The sequence below is a fragment of the Chlorobaculum sp. MV4-Y genome (assembly GCF_025244685.1).
Lineage (GTDB): Bacteria > Bacteroidota > Chlorobiia > Chlorobiales > Chlorobiaceae > Chlorobaculum.
The window spans coordinates 1,826,022-1,845,379 of record NZ_CP104202.1 but is presented as its reverse complement, the minus strand read 5'-3'; the positions used below and the strand labels follow the sequence as shown (position 1 = coordinate 1,845,379).

Below are 19,358 nucleotides of genomic sequence, written 5' to 3'. Positions count from 1 at the left end.
CAGAAATCAGATTTCTTCCCAGCCTCGCGTCTTCGATGCGGGGTTTTTTTATGGCCAGACGATGGCTATTTGCTCGTGTCCGTCAGTTTTTCACCAAGACTTTTTTGTGCTCTCTCGGCACGTAATAATCGCCCGTGATCCCGTTGTTGGAAAAGAGGATTTGCCAGAGCTGGACGTTTCGGGCGCGGAACGATCCGGCGGCGCTGAGCAGGTAGTAGCGCCACATGCGGTAGAATCGTTCGTCGTAAGCGTGGCGAAGACGTGGCCAGTGCTCTTCGAAGTTCCGGTGCCAGGCCATGAGGGTGTGGTCATAGTCGTTGCCGAAGGCGTGCCAGTCTTCGATGAGATGCTGCCCCTCGGCGGCGGTGGTGATCTGCCGGGCCGACGGGAGCATGGAGTTGGGAAAGATGTACTTGTGCGTCCACTTGTCGGTGTGGGTCGAGGAGCGCTTGCTGCCGATGGTGTGCAGGAGGAACAGGCCGTCAGGCTTGAGGCAGTTGCGGGTGATCTCGAAAAAGCGCCGGTAGTTTTTTACGCCGACATGCTCGAACATGCCGATGGAGTAAATCCGGTCGAAGCTGCCGTCGAGCTGGCGGTAATCGACGAGCCGCACCTCGACCGGGAGGTTGTTTCGTAGCTCGTCGGCCATCTTCTTCTGCTCGCTCGAAACCGTGACGCCGGTGACGCTCACGCCGTAGTGCTCCGCCGCGAAGCGCGCCGCGCCGCCCCAGCCGCAGCCGATATCGAGCACCCGCATGCCGGGCGCGAGGTCGAGCTTGTTGAAGATGAGGCGAAGCTTGTTCTCCTGCGCTTCGTCGAGGTCGCGGGCCTCTTTCCAGTAGCCGCAACTGTAGAGCATACGCTTGTCGAGCATCGCCTCGTACAGATCGTTGCCCACGTTGTAGTGCACTTCGCCGACGGTGAAGGCGCGCGAGGGTTTTTGCAGGTTGACCAGAACGCCGAGGATGTTGCCGAGGGCGCGGCTTGCTTGCGAAACCTTCGTGTCGAGCCGTGAGCGAAGAATGCGGTAGAAGAACTGGTCGAGCGCCGGGCAATCCCACCAGCCGTCCATGTACGATTCGCCGATGCCAAGATGCGACTCGGTGACGACGCGCTTGTAGAAGCGGGGGTTGTGGACGGTGATGTCCCACGGATTCCTGCCCCCGACGGCGATGCCCGCCGATTCGAGCAGCGCTCGCAGTTTGCTTTCGTAAATGCCACTCATAGCTTCTCCTGTGAGGTTGGCGTAGCTGTTTTTTGTGCGTTTATGTGGGCATGGAAGCGAGAAAGGCTTCAATTTCTACGATCTCGCGTTCCGAAAGCGCGAGGCTGGCGGCTCCTGCCGTGCCCTCGACCTGCGCCGCGGTGCGCCCGCCGACAATCGCCGCCGTGACCGCCGGATGGCGGAGCGTCCAGGCGATGGCGACCTCGCCCGGAGAGGCGTCATGCCGCTTGCCGATGCGCCGCAGCAGTTCGACCAGTTCGAGATTGGCGGAGAGGCGTGGCTCCTGGAACTCTTTGTTGTTGCGCCGCCAGTCGTCCGCCGGAAGGTTCAGTGCCCGTTCGCGCGTCATCGCGCCGGTGAGCATTCCCGAAAGCATCGGCGAATAGACGATGACGCCGATCTGGTGCTGCTCGCAGTAAGGCAGAATCTCAGTTTCGATTGCTCGCCGCAGCATCGAGTAGGGCGGTTGCAGCGAAGCGATCGGGGCGATTGCGGCGGCTCGCTCCATCTGCGGGACGTTGAAATTCGAGACGCCGATGTGCCGCACAAGCCCCTCCTCCTGAAGCTGCGTCATCTCCTGCCACGCATCCTCGATCTCCGTCTCCGGATTCGGCCAGTGAATCTGGTACAGATCGATGTGGTCGGTTCCAAGGCGTTGCAGACTTGCCTCGCACTCCCGGCGGATCGAGTCAGCCTTGAGGTTGTTGCTGATGGCGCGGGCGTCGTCCCAGACAAGGCCGCACTTGGTGAAGACGAAGGGCTTTTTTTCGAGGCCTCGCAACGCTTTGCCGACAAGCTCTTCGGCATGTCCGAGACCGTAAACCGCCGCCGTGTCGATCCAGTTGATGCCAAGCTCCACAGCTTTCTCAATCGCCTCTACAGCATCACGGTCGCTCTGGGAGCCCCATCCATAGGCCCAGTTCGATCCGCCGATAGCCCAGCAGCCGAACCCGACCGGCGTGATCTCCATATCCGTCGTTCCCAATAGTCGCTTTTTCATGATCAGGTAGTGTTTGTTGAAAAAAGTCGTGAAGGTCTTGAGTATATCACTTACCACTATGAAATTTCTTTCTGTCGCCTGTTCGTTCCGGTATGATTGAGAGAGGGGAGAATCAGAAAAATAAAAAACCCCCCGGAGTTCGGAGGGTTTTTGTTGATGTTGCCGCTTTCGATCAGCAGTTGCGGACGGTGCTGGATGTACGATCTTTGATCGTTGATTCGTCGAACTCGTCCCAGTTGTGCTCCTGGTGTTCGCGCTGATAGCCGGCTTCCTTGAGGCCGAAGCTCATGTCGGCAACCATTTCGGGCCTCAGCTCTTTCAGGTTCTTCGCCTCGGCCTGCGTCAGGATTCTCGACTGGTCGAAGCCAAGGTCGATCTCGATCTTGCGGTTCTTGGTCTTGACGCGGTCGATGTCGTAGAAACGCTTGGTGAGCGTGGTCTGCGCGAAAGCCTTCAGGCAGCCGAGCATGTACTTGCGCACATACGGATCCTTGATCCACGGGTAGCTGAAGAAGGTCTTGCGGGCATAGAAGCGTCCGTACGATTTCAGCACGCCCTTGAGCACATCCTCGCGCTCCATGTTGTCGGGCTTGATGATCGGCGAAACGAAGTTGTAGCGCGAGTAGTCGCGCACTTCGACGCGGTCGCCAAGCTCCTTGAAGAGGTCGGAGAAGGGCCACGGAGTGTAGATCGTCCAGTTGGCCATGTCCGGATCCCAGTCCTTGCAAAGCTGGTAGGTCTCTTCGATGGTCTCCGGGGTTTCGTGCTCGAGGCCCATCACGAACTGCGCTTCGGCCACGATGCCGTTCTTCTGGAGCAGCTTGATGGCGTACTTGTTCTCCTCGATGGTGGTCTCCTTGCGGAAACGGTTCAGGTTCATCTGGCTGGCAGCCTCGGTGCCGAGCGAGACGTGAACCAGACCGGCCTTGCGGTAGAACGGCAGCAGGTCTTCGTCGCGCATGATGTCGGTCACGCGGGTGTTGATGCCCCAGGTGACGTCGAGCTTGCGGTCGATGAGTTCCTGGCAGAGCGAAACGAACTTCTGCTTGTTGATGGTTGGCTCTTCGTCGGCAAGGATGAAGAAGCCCACGTTGTATTTCTTGACCAGAATTTCGATCTCATCGACGAAATTCTTCGGGCTACGGGCGCGGTACCGGCGCCAGAACTGCCACTGCGAGCAGAAGGTGCAGGTGAAGGGGCAGCCTCTGGCGAAGTTCGGAACGGCCAGACGGCAGTTCAGAGGGGTGTAGATGTACTTGTCCCAGTCGTAGAGGCTCCAGTCTGGCGACAGCGTATCGAGGTCTTCGATGACCGGGTGGGCGGCCGTGGCGAACACTTCACCTTTTTCATCGATGTAGGCGATACCGGTGATGTCGCCACGGGTCTCTTTGTCGTTGCCTGCCGCGATTGCCTTCATGAGGTTGACGGTCACCTCTTCACCTTCGCCGCGAACGACGTAATCGGTCTCTGGCGCCTCGGTGAGCACTTGCGGGTACATGAAGGTGGAGTGAATGCCGCCCATGATGGTGCGGATATTCTTGTTGACCTTCTTGGCGATCTTCATGATGTCCTGCGCCTTGAAGATCGACGGGGTGATATTGGTGGTCATTACCACATCCGGCTGGTTTTTGCGGATGATCTCCTCAATGGTCTCGTCCGGCAAGTCGTCGGCCATTGCATCCACAAATTTTACCTGATTGAAGCCAGCCTGCTTCAAAGCTCCGCCGATGTAGGCAACCCAGCTTGGCGTCCAGTTGCCTGCAATTTCGGCGCCGCCTGAGTGATAATTCGGCTGAATCATCAGAATCTTCATCTGTTTCCACCCTCCGGATAGGTTGTTGTGTACGATTTCTGTTGTATCGGCATGTCGTTACACGCTTATCATGCAACACCGCGCACGCGGTAAAAAATTTCTTGAACTTTTAATTTACAACTTATTCCCTAAAATTCCTGCGCTGAATTCAGCATCCGTGCCCCTTAACGGGCTTTGCACGGTCTTAATTCGCTCAGCGACGATCAACATGCATCAGCATCGTGTGATAGAAGCCGAAGCTTATCTTCTGCTGGCTGACAATCTTGAGACCGAGTTCGCCGAGCACCCGCTGCATCTCCCTGTCCTTGATCATCTGGATGGTGGTGCGGCGCTCTTTTTTCGGGAAGAAGCCACCGATCCAGTGCTGGAAGGCGAGGATGTTGTTGAACGGGGCGTAGGTGAAGATGATCGGCCCTTTGGTGAGGCCCGCCAGGTTGCTGAATGCATGGGCGAATCCTTCCGCCGGGTAGTGGATCAGTACGTCAAAACAGACGACGGCGTCGAACGTACCCGACACCGACTCGATGGAATTTACTTCAAACTCGACGTTGTCAGCTACACCAGCTTTTTCGGCATCCTCGCGGGTTTTGTTGACCATCTGCTCGGCGATGTCAGCTGCCTTGACGCGGTAGCCGCTCTTGGCGAGGCGGATGGTGAACAGGCCGGTGCCGCATCCGGCATCGAGAATTTTAGAGCCTTTGGGCAGGCCGGTTTTCTGGAGCCATTCAAACGCCTTGTCCATCATGACCGCGTGGCCCTGCCGCACGGTGGAGCGGACGGTGGAGAGCTTGTCGTCGCCGTAAATCGATGCCCAGCGCTGGAAGCCCTGGCCATTGAAATAGGACTGAAGCATCTTTTTGTGTTCTTCGACGTTGAATGATGGGCTGCTCATGGTGCTGTTTCGTGGTTGATGTTGGTTGTTGCTCGCGCCCGGTCAAACCTCCGGGTTGTGAGCGCCTTCGATTTTTGTTTCAAGTTCTTCGTACAGCTCCTGCAACTGTTCGATTGTGCCTTCGTCGGCCTCCCAGAAGCCTCTCGAACTGGCTTCGAGCAGCCGTCGGGTCATCGACATGGTGGCGTTGGGGTTGAGTGCCGAAATGTGCTCCAGCATTTCGCGGTCCAGCAGGAAGGTCTCCGTGAACTGCTGGTAGGTCCAGTTTTTGACCGCCGAGGCTGTCGCGCTCCACCCGTAGGTGTTGGTCAGGTGCGCCTCGATCTCTCGCACCCCTTCGTAGCCATGTTTGATCATGGCCTCGTACCACTTCGGGTTCAGGAGCTTGGTGCGGGCTTCGAGGGCGACCATGCTCTCCAGCGAGCGGATTTTCTGGCCCTTGCCGAATCCGTCGTTGTCGCCGACCATGACCTTCGGCTTCGCGCCGCCGAGCAGTTCGACCGATTTCGAGACGCCGCCAAGATACTCATAATAGTGGTCAATATCAGACAATCCGATCTCGAAACTGTCGATATTTTGAAAGGTCAATGTAACATTTTTCAGGGCGGATCGGAGGATTTCAGGACTTTCCTGCCAGTCGCCCTCCGGCGAGAACGCGAAGCTCTTGCGGTTGACGAAGGCGTCGGCGAGCTGCACATCCTCCTCCCAGGTGCTGCTTTCGACGAGGTGATTGACGTTCGAGCCATAGCTGCCGGGGGCGTTGGAGTAGATTCTGCCTGCCGCTTCGTCCGTGGAGATCCCGAGTTCAGCAGCCTGCTGGAGCACGTGCTTGCGGACGAAGTTCATCGACTCCGGCTCTTCCGCCGCTGCCGCCAGACGCACGGCGCGGTCGAGCAGGCGCACCTGGTGGGAGAGCAGGTCGCGGAAAATGCCGCTGACCGTCACGACGATGTCGATGCGTGGCCGTCCGAGCTTTTCGAGCGGGATCAGCTCCACGTCCCCGATCTTGCCGAGTTCGTCGGTTTTGGTCCTCGCGCCGACGAGCGCAAGCGCCTGTGCCACGCCTTCGCCGTCGCTCTTCAGGTTGTCGGTGCCCCAGAGGATGAGCGCAATCGACTCCGGAAGCTCGCCGGTTTCGCGTCGATATTGCTCCACCAGCTCTTCGGCTGAACGCTGGCCAGCCTTTGTTGCGAAGGGCGTCGGAATGCTGTAGGGATCGAGGCTGTGGATGTTGCGTCCCGTTGGCACGATGGCCGGGTTGCGCACCAGGTCGTTGCCCGGCGATGGCGGGATGTAGGCTCCGGCAAGCGCCTGCGTGACTGCTTCGATCTCGCGGTTTTCGAGCATGGCGGCAAGAATGCCGTTCAGGAAGTGCCAGAGCTTGTCGAGCTGCCGGGGTTTGATGGCCGCCGATTTCTGGAGCCACGTGTTTGCCTCGTTCATGCGGACGGGGAGCGTTCCTTCGAGGAAGGCGGCGGTGCTGACGCCTCCGGGAAGCGTCTCCGGAAGTTTGCCGACGAAACGCTTGACCGCTTCGTGGCAGACCGAGGTGACCTTCTGCCACGATTCGCGTAGCTGCATCTCCTCCTCGTGGTGCTCGATCAGTCTGTCGTAGTCAAGGCGCAGACCGGCGCAGACCAGCTCTGGCAGCGAGCGGTTATCGAGTTCAGGGCGGGAGTGGCTGACCAGCAGTGCAAGGTTGTCCACGAGGCTTTCGGCTGATGGCGCCTGGCCAAGCACGTGCAGGCCGAGTGGAATCATGCGCTCCTCGATGAGGTAAAGCTCGTTGTTGAGCCAGGTGACGTACTCCTCGTCGCTTATCGTTTCAGACGGGCAGTCGAGGTCAAGTGTTCTGGCCATCTCGCGAATCTGTTCCAGTGCTTCGGCGGTAGGACGGCTGCGCCAAGCGCCGACCAGCTCACGGAGCTGGCGCATCCCTTTGTAGAGCCCGGCGTGTTCGAGCGGTGGAGCCATGTAGCTGACGAGCGTCGCGAAGCCTCGGCGCTTGGCTATCGCTGCTTCGCTCGGGTTGTTGACGCAGTAACAGTAGAAGTGCGGCAGTCCACCGATCAGCCGCTTCGGCCAGCACTCCTGCGACAGGCCGACCTGCTTGCCCGACATGAACTCCAGCGCTCCGTGTGTGCCGAAGTGCAAGAGCGCGTCCGCGCCGAACTCGCGGTCGAGCCAGGTGTAGAATGCCGCGAAGGCATGGTTCGGCGCGGCGTCCTTGGCCATGAGCAGGCGCATCGGGTCGCGCTCGTAGCCGAACGAGGGCTGCTGGCCGACGAAGAGATTACCGAACATCGCGCCGAGAATGTGGAAGCGGCTGCCGTCGTTGAGCAGCTCGCCCGGCGCGTCGCCCCAGAACGGCTCGATCCGCTCGTAGGCCGGAAACGCCTTCCGGTACTCTTCGACCGGGTAGTGCGCCGCCACGTTGCCGTCCGTGCCGAAGACCAGCCGGTTGCCTTCGAGCAGCTTGTTGCGCAGATCATCGATCGACGCCGGGAGGTCGATGTCGTATCCTTCGTTTTTCAGCTTGTGCATCAACTGCAGCAAGCTCTCGAACACATCGAGGAAGGCAGCCGTGCCTGCGTTGCCGAGGTTTGGCGGGAAGTTGAAGAGTACGATGGCAAGCTTTTTCTCCGTATTCGACTTTTTGCGCAGCCTTATCAGCCGTGTGATCCGGTCAGCCAGGGCGCGGGTCTCGGATTTGAGCGGCAGGGTGCGGTCGCTTCCTTCTTCGAGTCCCGCGAAGACGTGCGGTTCGATGGCACCGTCGAGCTCCGGTACGGCCACGCACAACGCGGTCTGCAACGGCGTGAGGCCGAGGTTGTTCTCTTTCCACTGGCTGATTGGCTGGAAGGCGAGCGGAATCAGGTTGAGGCAGGGCACGCCGATCTTTTTCAGAATGCCGACCGCCTCCGCCGACCGGGTCTCGGCCGGGCCGCCCACGAGCGAGAATCCTGTGGCGTTGATAATAAGATCGATGGACATTGATTCGCTGCTGGCGGGATCGAAAAAGCCTTCGAGTGCCGGGCGGAAATCGAGACCGCCGCTGTAGGCGATGCAGCACTGCACGTCACGCGATTCGAGCTCGCGGAGCAGGTTGATGATGTGTTGCATGTTCTCGGAGAGCAGCGTGGCGCGCATGACCAGAATTGCCACCCGGCCCGCACCTTTTGCAGGCTGGTGCTTCTCCTGCCACTCCCTGAGTTCAAAGGTCGTAGAAAAAGGCTTGCCCGCATCGGGATGGTACAGAGCGGTGTCGGGATAGAAGATCGGGTCGTTCTGCGGAAGCTTGCCCTTGTAGCCCGGAATGTACCGGTCGATGAGCAGGCAGAGGAATCGCCGCATGTTCTCCTTCGATCCGTTGAGCCAGAACTGGTGTGCCGAGATGAAGGTGTGGATGTCGCGCGCCTTGCCGGGGATGTGCTTCATCAGCTTGCCGACGTTGCGCACCAGCGAGAGCTGCCGCTGGCTTTCGGAGCTGCTGTTCGCCGGTTTGAGCTTCGAGGCGAGCTGCTTGAAGATGCTTTGCTGCTTCTCCTCCTCAGCGTTTTTCTGGAGCGAGAACTTGCCGACTCTCGTCTGGTTGATGAGCGCCGGATTGCTCGTAATCATGCAGACCGGGCAGGCGGCGGTTGCGAGCAGCTCTTCAAGCGGGCGGACAATCTCCTCGCTGAAGAGCATTGAGCCGAAGATGAAATCAGCTCCGGGAATTTCCCGTTCGAGCTTCTCCCAGGTATGGCGGCCATGGTTCAGGCCGAGGTTGAAGATGGAAACATCGAGATCGAGACCAAACTCGCGGTTCAGCTCGGCTGCCGCCGACTTGAGCACGCTGTTGTTGGTCGGCTCCATGGTGATGAACAGAAATCGCATAAATCAGATCCCGTTACCCTGCATTCATAAGAACTTTCCCGAAAAACCATTTTTCGGTCATATGGCGTATCAATCAAGATGTAGTTTGACAAGCGGCATAAGACTGACACCAAAATATGGCTGATGTCGCACCACACGCTGATGAATGCAGCAGCTGCGACTGCCATTTGGCAAAGCGTTGGTGCTGCACCGTGTTCCGGGGCTAATTCAGCAGGACAGGATTCTGTTCGAGAAGGTTGTAGGGGCGGGATATTCTGTTGTTGCCGTTGCGATAGCGGAGCGTAAGTTCTTTGACAGCAAGGATGAGATGCGGCAATGGATGGATGGCAGCAACAGCCTGGCCGGCAAAGGCGCTTCTGTTCGGCAGAGCGACTTTTGTATCGTGCGGCAAGAGCAGTGTGCCGGAGAGTACCTTTAGTTCGCGGTGCCGTCCGTTCAGATCGACAGCGTTCTGGACAACGATCGATTCGCGGTCACGGTTTTTCGATTTGGCGTTGAATGAGGATGCTTTGAGCAGCAGGCTGTATCCGAGCACCGAGATTGCAAAAAACAGCGCTATCTCAAGAGCGCGGAGAATACTGCTACCGACGCTATGTTTTCGGGTATGCATATACTGATTCTATGAGCGCGCTACTGACCTGGTCTGCGCAATAGTTTGTTGCTGCTACGCCATACCGGTGAGTGCAGTCTTTCGTTCGGAATGCCGACTGATTACAGAAGGATGATATGCTTTTAAGCACTATTAATATATGAAACAAAGTCTTGAAAGTGAAGGCGCCTGCACCTGTCAATCGGGTGTTTCTCGCCTTTTCGCTGTGTCCCAGACGTAATATATTTTATTCGACAAGGTGAGGGCAAAAAAAGAAGGGCTACTGTTTTAGCGCCCTTCTTTTTTAATCGATGTTCAGATACGTCAAACCTCAATGCCTTCGAGACGGTCTTCCAGATCGGAGTAGATCTCCTGAAGCTTCTCGATGGTGTCGGGATCGGCTGACCACATGCCGCGGCCGCTCGCTTCGAGCATTCTGCCGACGATGTTCTTGAAGGCTTTCGGGTTGAGCTTCATCAGCTTGTCGCGCATGGCCGGATCGAAGGCGTAGGTTTCGGCGGCCTCCTTGTACACCCAGTCGTCAACGCCCTTGGTGACGGCGTCCCAGCCGAGCATGTAGGTGAAGCGGTTGCTGATTTCGGTCGCGCCGCTGTGGCCCTGCGCCAGCATGCCCTCGAACCATTTCGGGTTGAGCAGCTTGGTGCGGAACTCCACTTTGAGCGCTTTTTCAGCGTCATCAACCTTGATGTCGGCCGTGTAGGTCTCGACATAGTTCAGCTTGACGTTGTCGCCTTTCGGGTTGCGGCGGCGAGCCGAAAGCTGAAGCGCGCCCGATGAGGAGAAGTAGCGGTCAATGTCGGAAATGCCGTACTCCGCCGAGTCCACCTGCTGCACGACGCGATCGACGGTGCCGAGCAGATTCTTGAGAATGTCTGACTGTTCGTCGCCGTAGCGGTTGCCGCCGTAGGCAAAGCCGGTGCGCTTGACGAACATGTTGTCGAGATCCTCCTCGGACTCCCAAGCGGAGTCCTCGACCAGCTCGTCGATCTGCGATCCGTAGGTGCCGGGAGCCTGGGTGAAGAGGCGCGAGGTGGCGCTTTCAAAGTCCTTGCCTTGGGCGAGGGCCTCATCGACATGCTTCTTGATGTGGTTCATCTCGGCGGGTTCGATCGCCTTGGCGGCGTCCTTGACCAGCCTGTCGAGGTGATCGACCAGCACGCCGAAGGTGTCGCGGAAGATCGAGCTGATCTGGATCAGGACGTCGATTCTCGGGCGTCCGAGCTTTTCGAGCGGAATGAGGCGGTAGTGGCTGATCTTGTTCTGCGCGTCATAGGCCGGTTCCGCGCCCATGAGCGAGATGATGACCGCCACGGCTTCGCCCTTGCTCTTGATGGTGTCTAAACCCCAGAGCACCTGCGCGATGGTTTCGGGATACTCGCCGTTGTTCTCGTCGCGATGCTTCTGGATGATCGTGTCGGCGATCTGCTTGCCGCGCTTGAAGGCCAGCTCCGACGGGATTCTCCATGGGTCGATGGCGTGGATGTTGCGGCCGGTCGGCAAGACGGACGCACCGTCGCGCACCAGGTCGCCGCCGGGGCCTGAAGGCAGGTACTCGCCGTTCAGGGCGCGCACCAGGCTCTGCATTTCGTGGCTGTTATCTTGAAGCCCTTGCTTGAGAGCAGCACCTTCCTGAAGGGCGGAGTTGATGGCGGCGGCCATCTCTTCGTTGGCCTTCGCGCCGCCTGTGAGCACGCTGAAGACGTTTGCGGCATTCGAATTGCCGAAGATGGTCTGCTCAATGAACTCTCTGGTGATGTCGTCAACCTTCTCTCTTACCTTGAGTGCTTTCGGATCGCCTTTGCGGGCTTTGGTGGCCAGTGTGGCATAGTCGCCCCAGGTTTCGCTTTCGCCAATTGCCTGCATGATGACCGATGGCAGCGAGCGTTCGTTGCCGCGAACCTTCAGGTACTCGGAGATCGTGGTGACCTGGGTGGCCATCTCCGGAGTTTCGCCGAACACGTGCAGCGCGTTCGAGATGAGCTTGGTTTCGAGTTCGAGCAGATAGATGTACAGGCGGCTGATGTAGTCGCTGAACGGTTCGCCTTCGAGTCTCGGGCAGTCGTCGGTCAGGTTGAGGTTTTCGGCCTTTTCGAGGATGGCCATCTCGGTTTCGACATCGACGATTTTTTCGAGGCCGCGCTCGCGGTAGTCGTTGAGCATATCCTTGAAGGTCGGCAGCTCTTTGTAGAGACCGGCGCGGGAGAGCGGGGGAATGTTGTGCGAAATCATGGTCGCGTAGCCGCGGCGCTTGGCGATGTTTGCCTCGCTCGGGTTGTTGACCGGGTAGATGTAGAAGTGCGGCACTTCGCCGAGCAACGCGTCTGGCCAGCAGTCACCGGTGACGCCGAGCTGAAGGCCGGGCATCCACTCGACTGTGCCGTGCATTCCGACATGCACGAGGGCGTGCGCGCCGAATTCGCGGCTGATCCAGCGGTAGAAGGCGATGTACTGGTGGTGCGGCGTGTTCTCCTTGTCGAAGAGCAGGCGCATCGGGTCGCCCTGGATGCCAAGGCGCGGCTGGACGCCGATAAAGACGTTGCCGAGCGTGAGGCCGCCGAGGAACATCTTGTCAACGCCGACCGGGGCAATCTCGCCGGGGAAGCCGCCCCAACGGGCCTCGATGCGTTCGCGCTCGCGGTCGGTGGTGATGGCGTTGAAGGTCGCACGGTCGATGGCGAAGCAATCCGGTTCGTGCGCCTGAATTTCGTAATCGGTCGCTTTGTCGAGCATGGCGAGCAGCGCTTCCGGGGACTCAGGCAGTTCGCCGACATTGTAGCCCTCGCTCTGGAGGCGCTGCAACATCTTGTAGATGCTCTTCGGCACGTCAAGCAGCGCGGCGCTGGCTTTACGACCCATGCCGGGTGGATAGTCGTAGACCACGAACGCCACCTTCTTGTCGCGGTTCGCGGTGTGGCGCAACTCGGAGAATTTCTTGGCGAGCGTGGCGAGGCGTTCGAGGCGGTCGGGCACGGTGTGCAGGCGGCCATCCTTGATCGCGCCAAGCACAACGGGGCAGACCGCGCCGTCCATCTCCGGAAGGGCATAGGTCATGGCCGACTGCAACGGCACGACACCCTGCGTTTTCCACGAGTTGATGTCTTGGATGAAGAGCGGCTGGGAGACGACGTACGGCGCGTTGAGCTTGCCGAGAATCTCCTCGCGCGCGGCAGCAGAAGCGCCCGGCGTGGTTGCGCCGGCAGGTCCGCCGACAAAGCCGAAGCCCATCATGTTGATGAGCATGTCAATCTTGGTGTGGGTGAACCACTCGCGGGCAGCGACGTGGCCCTCGACGCCCATCACGAACACCGGCAGGGGGTTGAGGTCCTTGGCTTCGATGGCGCGGATGGTGTTGTCGATGTACTCCTTCTCCTGCAAGAGGTGTTTGCGGAAGAAGAGCATCGCGATATTGTTGCGGGACTTGGCGTCGCGATTCTTTTTATGCAGCCACTTTTCGTAGTGGTTCAGGTCTTTCATGTACTCCGGCGCATCGGGATGGTAGAATCCCATCGTCGGAACCTCCTGAACTTTTTCAGCTTTTACGTTCACATCGAAGTATTCTGCCATGATGTAATTGAACATCGATGCCAGGTTTTCAGCGGTCGGATGCATCCAGTAGGTGTAAACCTGCATCCAGTTCTTGAAGTCCTTGGCCTTCTTCGGAATCAGCGGCAGCATGGTGCGCATGATCTTCAGAAGCTTCATATAGCCGTAGAGGGCGTCTTCATCGCGGCCTTTGACGAGCATTTTGGCGACCTTTTTGACGATGTCGGGCATTCCGCTGCCGTCTTCGGAAACAACGTAATTTCCGACCTTGGTCATATGCATTACTTCGGGCATCGACTCGTAGGCGAAGATCGTCTTGACCTTCGAGTCGTTGATCTGCTCCTGAAGCCAGTCTGCCTGATTCTTGAACTGTATCAGGGTGGTGAAGATGCAGTCGGCTTCGCGGATCGCCTTGCCTGCCTCCGGGTTCTGGTGTTCGAGATCCTGATCGGTCCACTGGGTCAGCTCGGCGTGCTGGCCAACCAACTCTTTCACTTCCCGCCATACGCGCTGGTTGCATTGTTCCATTCCGACAACCGCGGCAATTCGGATTTTGTCGCCCATAGATAACTGAGATGTGCTTTGATTGAGGTATTTCAGGCCACGTAATGTAATAAATCCCGCTTTGATATAACAGGCTAAAAACACGTCCGGGGCTTTTTGCCGGGCTCGACAGGCGAAACAGCAGGCTTGTGCCATATTATTCACCAGTTGATCCAACATTCACCCTGATAATGGTAAACAGTTTCGGATCGTTCCCGGATAGTTGCTAAATGAAAAAGGTTAAGGATGCAGGGGCTGCCGGTGCCAGTTGTTTGTGATGAGTACGGCAGTCAGTGAAAACCGGGATAAGCTCTGGAGCAATCAGGAATGGTAAAAATGTGATCGGGTCGAAAAATAAAGAAAATCGATGCCCGTCGGGTTTCTTTCAGATTGGCTTTATCTGCTGGTGATGTTAATGGTTACGAGAAGAAAAAACAGAAAGGCTGCCACAATGACAGCCTTTCTGCTTTTGTGCCGGGGTTGACGGCATTTCGATGAGATGACCGATCAGTACGTCAGGTCGATGCCAGCAACGAAGCTGCGGTTCGGCGCGCGGAACCACTCGGCCTCTTCGTACTGCGTGTTGTTAATGTTGTTGCAGGCCAGTGTGGCGCTGATGTTCTTGTTGAACTGATATTTCAGGCCAGCATTGAACACCACGAAATCGCCGGGATAGTTTTCGCCCTCGGGGTTTGTATAAAAGGTAACAGCTTTGTACTTACCAACATAACGCCCATTGACGTTCAGTGTCAGCTTTTTTGTGGCTTTCCATGTCACGCTGGCCGATGCGGTATGCTCAGGCCGATAGGGCAGCCATTCCGGATCCGGGTTGTTCAGTTCTGTAGCGGTGGCCTTTGATGCATCGAACGAACGGTTTTTTGCATTCATGTAGGTATAGCCCACGCTCAGGTTCCAGTCTGTGTTTGGTCTGTAGTTCAGGTTTGTCTCAATACCCCAGATGCGAGCTTTGGTTATGTTGCCATACATGTAGGTTAATGGGACAGCGGTAGGTCGCGACTCGATAAGGTTATCATAGTTGTTGATAAACCCGGCGATGTCAAATGAGACTTTATCGCTGAACTGCTTGAAAATACCAGCCTCCCATGCTGTCATGGTTTCCTTGTCAAGGTCTGGATTTGGTTCAACAGTCAGGAAGCCTGCCTCATGAACAAAACGCTCAAATAACGACGGTGCACGGAAGCTACGGCCCCATGACGCGCGAAGAGCCATGTCATCAGCCACCCTGTAGTTGAGGGCCACCCTGGGGCTCAAGGCATCAACACTTTTATTGTTGAGTGGGATCCAAGAGAGATCTTTCAACTGGACTTCATCCTTGTTGATGCCGCTCCAGTCATAACGAAGAGACATCAAGGCAGTGAGCCTATCAGTCATTTTCCACTCGTCCTGGAGGAACGCAGCGAAGTTCTTTTCCTGGATGTCGTGGAATTCTCCTTTTACCGGATACTCGACAGCCACCTGTGTTGTCCGGGTGTCGACGATGTTGCCATCAACACCGAAAAGCAATCGATGGGCATCGTTTGCGCGCCAGTCAAGTTTGACCCCCGCGCCATACCTGTTGTCATCTGTTTCATTGAACTGACCGGGAATTTTGATGCTAGGGAGAGCCGGATTGTCATAAGCGGAAACAGGTGCGCCATATAGTAGTGATGTAAGATAACCCCCTCCTGTAGGATAAATCTGGTCGGCATCTGTCCGGTTGTACTCAATACGAGTGGCGTTATACGTGTAATACAGGCGCGTATCAAGCGAGAGTTTATCGCTGAGCATATTGACATAGTTCAGGCCAATCAATCCGTTTTTGCGATTGATAAGATCATCTTGATATACGTCATACAATGGGTTATAGAGCGTGATAGACGGGCTAGGATTCAAAGGCCCATCAGGGTCAAAAGATGTGACACCGGAAAATGTTACAAAGACATCATATGATCTGTTGGGAATGGGCGATTGTGTAATGGTGAAAGGAGGGGTGGTCATTGGATTAAACGCGACATTGTTGTTATAGGCCCACTGATAGGCATAACCGCCGACTGTCGCATTGTAGAACGAACTGAGTTGGATGTATTGCCTTGAATCGATGTCGTACCGTGCCTTGAACTTGACGTCGTTCATGTAGTTCCATGCGTTCTGACGGTAGCCGTCGTCGTCACTGTGCGAATAAAGAAAATCGTAAGTCCATTTGCCGCTCTTGTTTCCGAATCCAGCGTAGGTATTCCAGAATACCGGTGTGAAGCCTTTACGATATTCGCTCTCATCACTCGACGGCGTCTTGTCGTAAAATCCGATGCTGCTTCCCGCTTTGATCTCCATGGTTTCGGGCATGTGACCCGTGACGTTCACCACACCGCCCATCGCGCCGGAGCCGTAGAGCGTGGCTGCTGCGCCCTTGAGCACCTCGACCTTGTCGGCGGCGTTCATGTTGACCGACTGCCAGACGATTTCGCCGCTTTCAGGATTGTTAATCGGGAAACCGTCATAGAACGCATTGACCCTTGTCCCGATACCGCCACCATTATATGTGTTTGAGCCACGGATCTGCAGTGTCGAGGTTGATGTTCCGCCGGCGCGACTCACGACAACACCGGGAACATCTTGAACGACCTCATCGAGCGTCGGGTTTGGTTTTTCCTTGATCTGCTCTTTGGTGACTACGTTAGCGGTAACCGGCACATCGAGTCTGTCCTGTTTGTAAAGAGCGGCGCCAACAACCACTTCAGAAGCCATGATGGTGGTTTGGCCGAGGGTGAAGTTCAGCGTGGCGGTCTGGCCGTCGCCGAGGGTGATGACCTGGGTGGTGGGGGCGTAACCGATGCTGGTTACGGTGACTTTCTGCTGTTTCGATGCCGGAACGTTCCGGAGCACAAAGTTTCCGTCAATGTCCGTGGCGGTTGCGATGTTGGTGCCGGCGATCGATACCGCGGCACCGACGACGCCTTCACCGTCTGCCTTGTCCGTGACGCGTCCTCTCAGAACACCATCAGCGCCATAGGTTGTCAGTGGAGCCAGCGACGAAGCAAGAAAAGTCACCGAAAGCGCGAGCCTTTTCATGCCAGAATCCTTTTTTGCCTGCTGCTTTTTCATGATTGTGCGTGTTGGGTTGTTGGTGTTGAGTGATCGTTGGAAAACACGGAATTACAGCGGGCAGTGGTTGACTGTTGCGACCCGCTGTTGCTCATCGGCACAAAAGGGAGGGTATCGGTGTATCTGATCGTACGCATCATCGCATCATGTTGAGAAACGTGCAGAATGTTGTAAATTTATGGTGAATTAACGCAAACTCCAAAGCATGTTGCTTTGCTGACCGTCCGTTTGCAGAAAAAAAGCCCCGCAGATTTTGCAGGGCTTTGTCGCATAAATTCTGTGAATCCGCTTAACGGCTTATATCACGCCGAGTTCCCGTCCTATGGTTGCAAATTCGGTGATGACTTTGTCGAGGTGCTCTTTTTCATGGGTGGCCATGAAGCTGGTTCTGAGCGCTTCGTGACCGGGCATGACTCCCGGACGGATGAAGGCGTTGACATAGACTCCGGCATCGAAGAGCTTTTTCCAGAAAACGAGGGTTTTCATCTGGTCGGCAATCAGTACGGTCACGATCGCCGTACGAGATGGCATAAGCGTGAATCCGGCTTTCAGCAGTCCCTGGCGGACGTAGTCGGTATTGGCAATCAGGCGCTCGGTCAGTTGCGGTTGTTCCCTGATGATTTTCAGTGTTGCCAGTACGGCAGCCACGCTGGCTGGCGTCGGCGAGGCGCTGAAGATGAGCGATGACGCATTGTGTTTGATGTAGTTGATCACCGAGCGCTCACCGACAACGTAACCTCCAAGCGAGCCGAAGGTTTTGGAGAAGGTGCCCATGATGAGATCAACTTCGTCAACCAGTCCGAATTCGGATGGCGTGCCACGACCGCCCTTGCCGATGACGCCAGCGGCGTGAGCGTCGTCGATGACGATCCGGGCATTGTATTTTTTTGCAAGAGCGACAAGCTGCGGCAGATCGACGATTTCGCCGGAGACAGAGAAAACGCCGTCCGAGACGATCAGTCTGCCCGCGTTTTCGGGAATGTTCTTGAGCACCCGCTCGAGGTCAGCCATATCGTTGTGCCTGTAGCGAACCTGGTTTGCGCCACCGCCTATCGCCATGATCGATGCCGCTACTAGGCTCGCATGATTGTCGCGGTCAGCGACGATGTACTCGCCGCGCTGCACGATGGTTGGAATGATGCCCTGGCCGGTCTGGTAGCCGGTGCTGAAAAGCAGGCAGCGCTCTTTTTCGAAAAAGTCGGCAAGCTGCTCTTCAAGTTCGATATGGAGCCTGACGGTGCCGGTCATGTAGCGCGAACCGGAACAGCTTGTGCCGTATTTCTTGATGGCGTCGATTGATGCCTGCTTGACGCTCGGATCGTTGGTCAGGCCAAGATAGTTGTTCGAGCCGGCCATCACGAATTTTCGGCCTTCGAAAGAGACTACCGGTCCTTCAGAGTCATCTATAGGGTGGAAAAAAGGATATACTCCCAGTGCTTTGACTTCGTCGGCAAGGGTGAAATCCACACACTTTTTGAATATATCTTTCGTTTTTTCCACAGTTTGCGGTTTTACTTCCACGTTTTTGCCAGGCACTTGAAATTGATGATGGAGCTCTTCCGCAAATCGTGTTAGCAAGGCTTGAGCAGTATTGCGGATTCTGCTATGAAACAGAAATGTATTAAAAATTTCATTTTTTCGATAAACGGGGCTGTGTTTTTTGTCTGCTCATCAGGGCGTTGTCTGTTGGTGTGCACGGGCAGTAAAGGACGGCAATCACTGGATAAAAGAGGATAATGTTTATGGATGGAGTGATTCTGGTTACAGGTTCGACCGGTTTTATCGGTTCGAGAATGGTCGATACTCTCGTTAGGCAGGGTCAGCGAGTGCGGGTACTGCTGAGACCCGAAAGCCGCAGTGCATCGCTGCCGGGATATCGCAAGGACGTAGAAGAGGTTCGCGCGGCTTATGGCGATCGGGAGGCTCTCGGCAGAGCCGTTTCTGGCGTGGCATCGATCATCCACCTTGCCGGCGTGACTAAAGCGGTCGATGAAGCCGGGTTTGCCGAGGGTAACGTGACGCCGGTCGAAAACCTGCTCGAAGCGGTGAAACGTCACAATCCGGGACTTCGTCGTTTTTTGCTGGTCTCGTCGCTTGCCGCTATGGGGCCGGCATCGTCGCCCTCGCCGGGCGTCCGGGAGAGCGACCGACCCAGCCCGGTGAGCGCCTACGGGCGCAGCAAGCTGCTCGGCGAAGAGGCGGCGCGGCGGCACGCCGGAAGCGTTCCGCTCACCATCGTCCGCCCGCCTGCCGTCTACGGGCCGGGAGATCGCGATATTCTCGAAGTCTTCACCATGATGAAAAAAGGGTATCTGCTCTCGGCAGGTCCCGGGAAACGGCAGCGCTTCAGCATGATTCATGTCGATGATCTGATTCACGGGATTTTGCTCGCGCTTGATTCGGAGGCAGCGGTTGGTCAGGACTACTTCATCACCTCGCCTCGTGGCTACGCCTGGGATGAGGTGGTTGCGGCTGCCCGTCCGGTGCTCGGCTTTAGGCGACTGCTTCGCATAAACCTGCCGAAGCCGCTGGTGTTCGGTCTGGGCGCGGTGCTCGGCAGCGTTGCGAAACTGACCGGTCGTCCGGCTCTGATCAACCAGGACAAAGCCAATGAACTGGTGCAGGATTACTGGGTATGCAGCCCGGAAAAAGCGGAGCGGGAACTCGGGTTTACCGCGGGCATTTCACTGGAAAAGGGTGTTGCTGAAACGTTGGTATGGTACAAGCAACAGGGGTGGCTGTAGAGAAATG

Annotated in this window: 10 protein-coding genes; 1 reads left to right on the top strand and 9 read right to left on the bottom strand. The window is 56.7% G+C overall.

Annotation, left to right across the window (positions count from 1 at the left end; translation table 11 throughout):
- Positions 1-82 precede the first annotated feature (82 nt).
- The 9 genes from cfa to NY406_RS09050 form a co-directional block, all read right to left on the bottom strand.
- Positions 83-1,225, bottom strand: coding sequence for a cyclopropane fatty acyl phospholipid synthase (gene cfa, locus NY406_RS09090; protein ID WP_260533832.1), 1,143 nt, complete (start codon positions 1,223-1,225; stop codon positions 83-85).
- A 40-nt stretch (positions 1,226-1,265) separates the two neighbouring features.
- Complete coding sequence (locus tag NY406_RS09085; RefSeq protein ID WP_260633785.1) at positions 1,266-2,225, bottom strand: aldo/keto reductase; 960 nt, start codon at positions 2,223-2,225, stop codon at positions 1,266-1,268.
- Between the two features lie 172 nt (positions 2,226-2,397).
- The gene (bchE, locus tag NY406_RS09080; RefSeq protein WP_260533830.1) at positions 2,398-4,038 is read right to left on the bottom strand and encodes a magnesium-protoporphyrin IX monomethyl ester anaerobic oxidative cyclase; all 1,641 of its coding nucleotides are present in this window, start codon (positions 4,036-4,038) and stop codon (positions 2,398-2,400) included.
- Positions 4,039-4,231: 193 nt separating this feature from the next.
- Positions 4,232-4,930 (bottom strand): magnesium protoporphyrin IX methyltransferase, encoded by a 699-nt coding sequence (gene bchM / locus NY406_RS09075; RefSeq protein ID WP_260533828.1) that lies wholly within the window; start codon positions 4,928-4,930, stop codon positions 4,232-4,234.
- Between the two features lie 42 nt (positions 4,931-4,972).
- A complete protein-coding gene (locus NY406_RS09070; RefSeq protein WP_260533826.1) occupies positions 4,973-8,809 on the bottom strand; it encodes a magnesium chelatase subunit H in 3,837 nt (1,278 codons plus the stop codon).
- A 202-nt stretch (positions 8,810-9,011) separates the two neighbouring features.
- Entirely contained in the window at positions 9,012-9,419 is a 408-nt protein-coding gene (locus tag NY406_RS09065) for a hypothetical protein (RefSeq protein ID WP_260533824.1), read from the bottom strand.
- A 303-nt stretch (positions 9,420-9,722) separates the two neighbouring features.
- A complete protein-coding gene (gene bchH / locus NY406_RS09060) occupies positions 9,723-13,526 on the bottom strand; it encodes a magnesium chelatase subunit H (RefSeq protein ID WP_260533822.1) in 3,804 nt (1,267 codons plus the stop codon).
- 486 nt (positions 13,527-14,012) lie between these two features.
- Positions 14,013-16,607 carry a TonB-dependent receptor gene (locus NY406_RS09055; RefSeq protein WP_260533820.1) on the bottom strand — a complete coding sequence of 865 codons (2,595 nt, stop codon included), beginning with the start codon at positions 16,605-16,607 and terminating at the stop codon, positions 14,013-14,015.
- A gap of 297 nt (positions 16,608-16,904) precedes the next feature.
- Positions 16,905-18,107, bottom strand: a complete 1,203-nt coding sequence (locus NY406_RS09050; RefSeq protein WP_260533818.1) for an aminotransferase class I/II-fold pyridoxal phosphate-dependent enzyme — start codon at positions 18,105-18,107, stop codon at positions 16,905-16,907.
- Between the two features lie 242 nt (positions 18,108-18,349).
- Here NY406_RS09050 and NY406_RS09045 point away from each other — a divergent pair, with 242 nt between their 5' ends.
- Positions 18,350-19,351, top strand: coding sequence for an NAD-dependent epimerase/dehydratase family protein (locus NY406_RS09045; protein WP_260533816.1), 1,002 nt, complete (start codon positions 18,350-18,352; stop codon positions 19,349-19,351).
- The last annotated feature ends 7 nt before the right edge of the window (positions 19,352-19,358 follow it).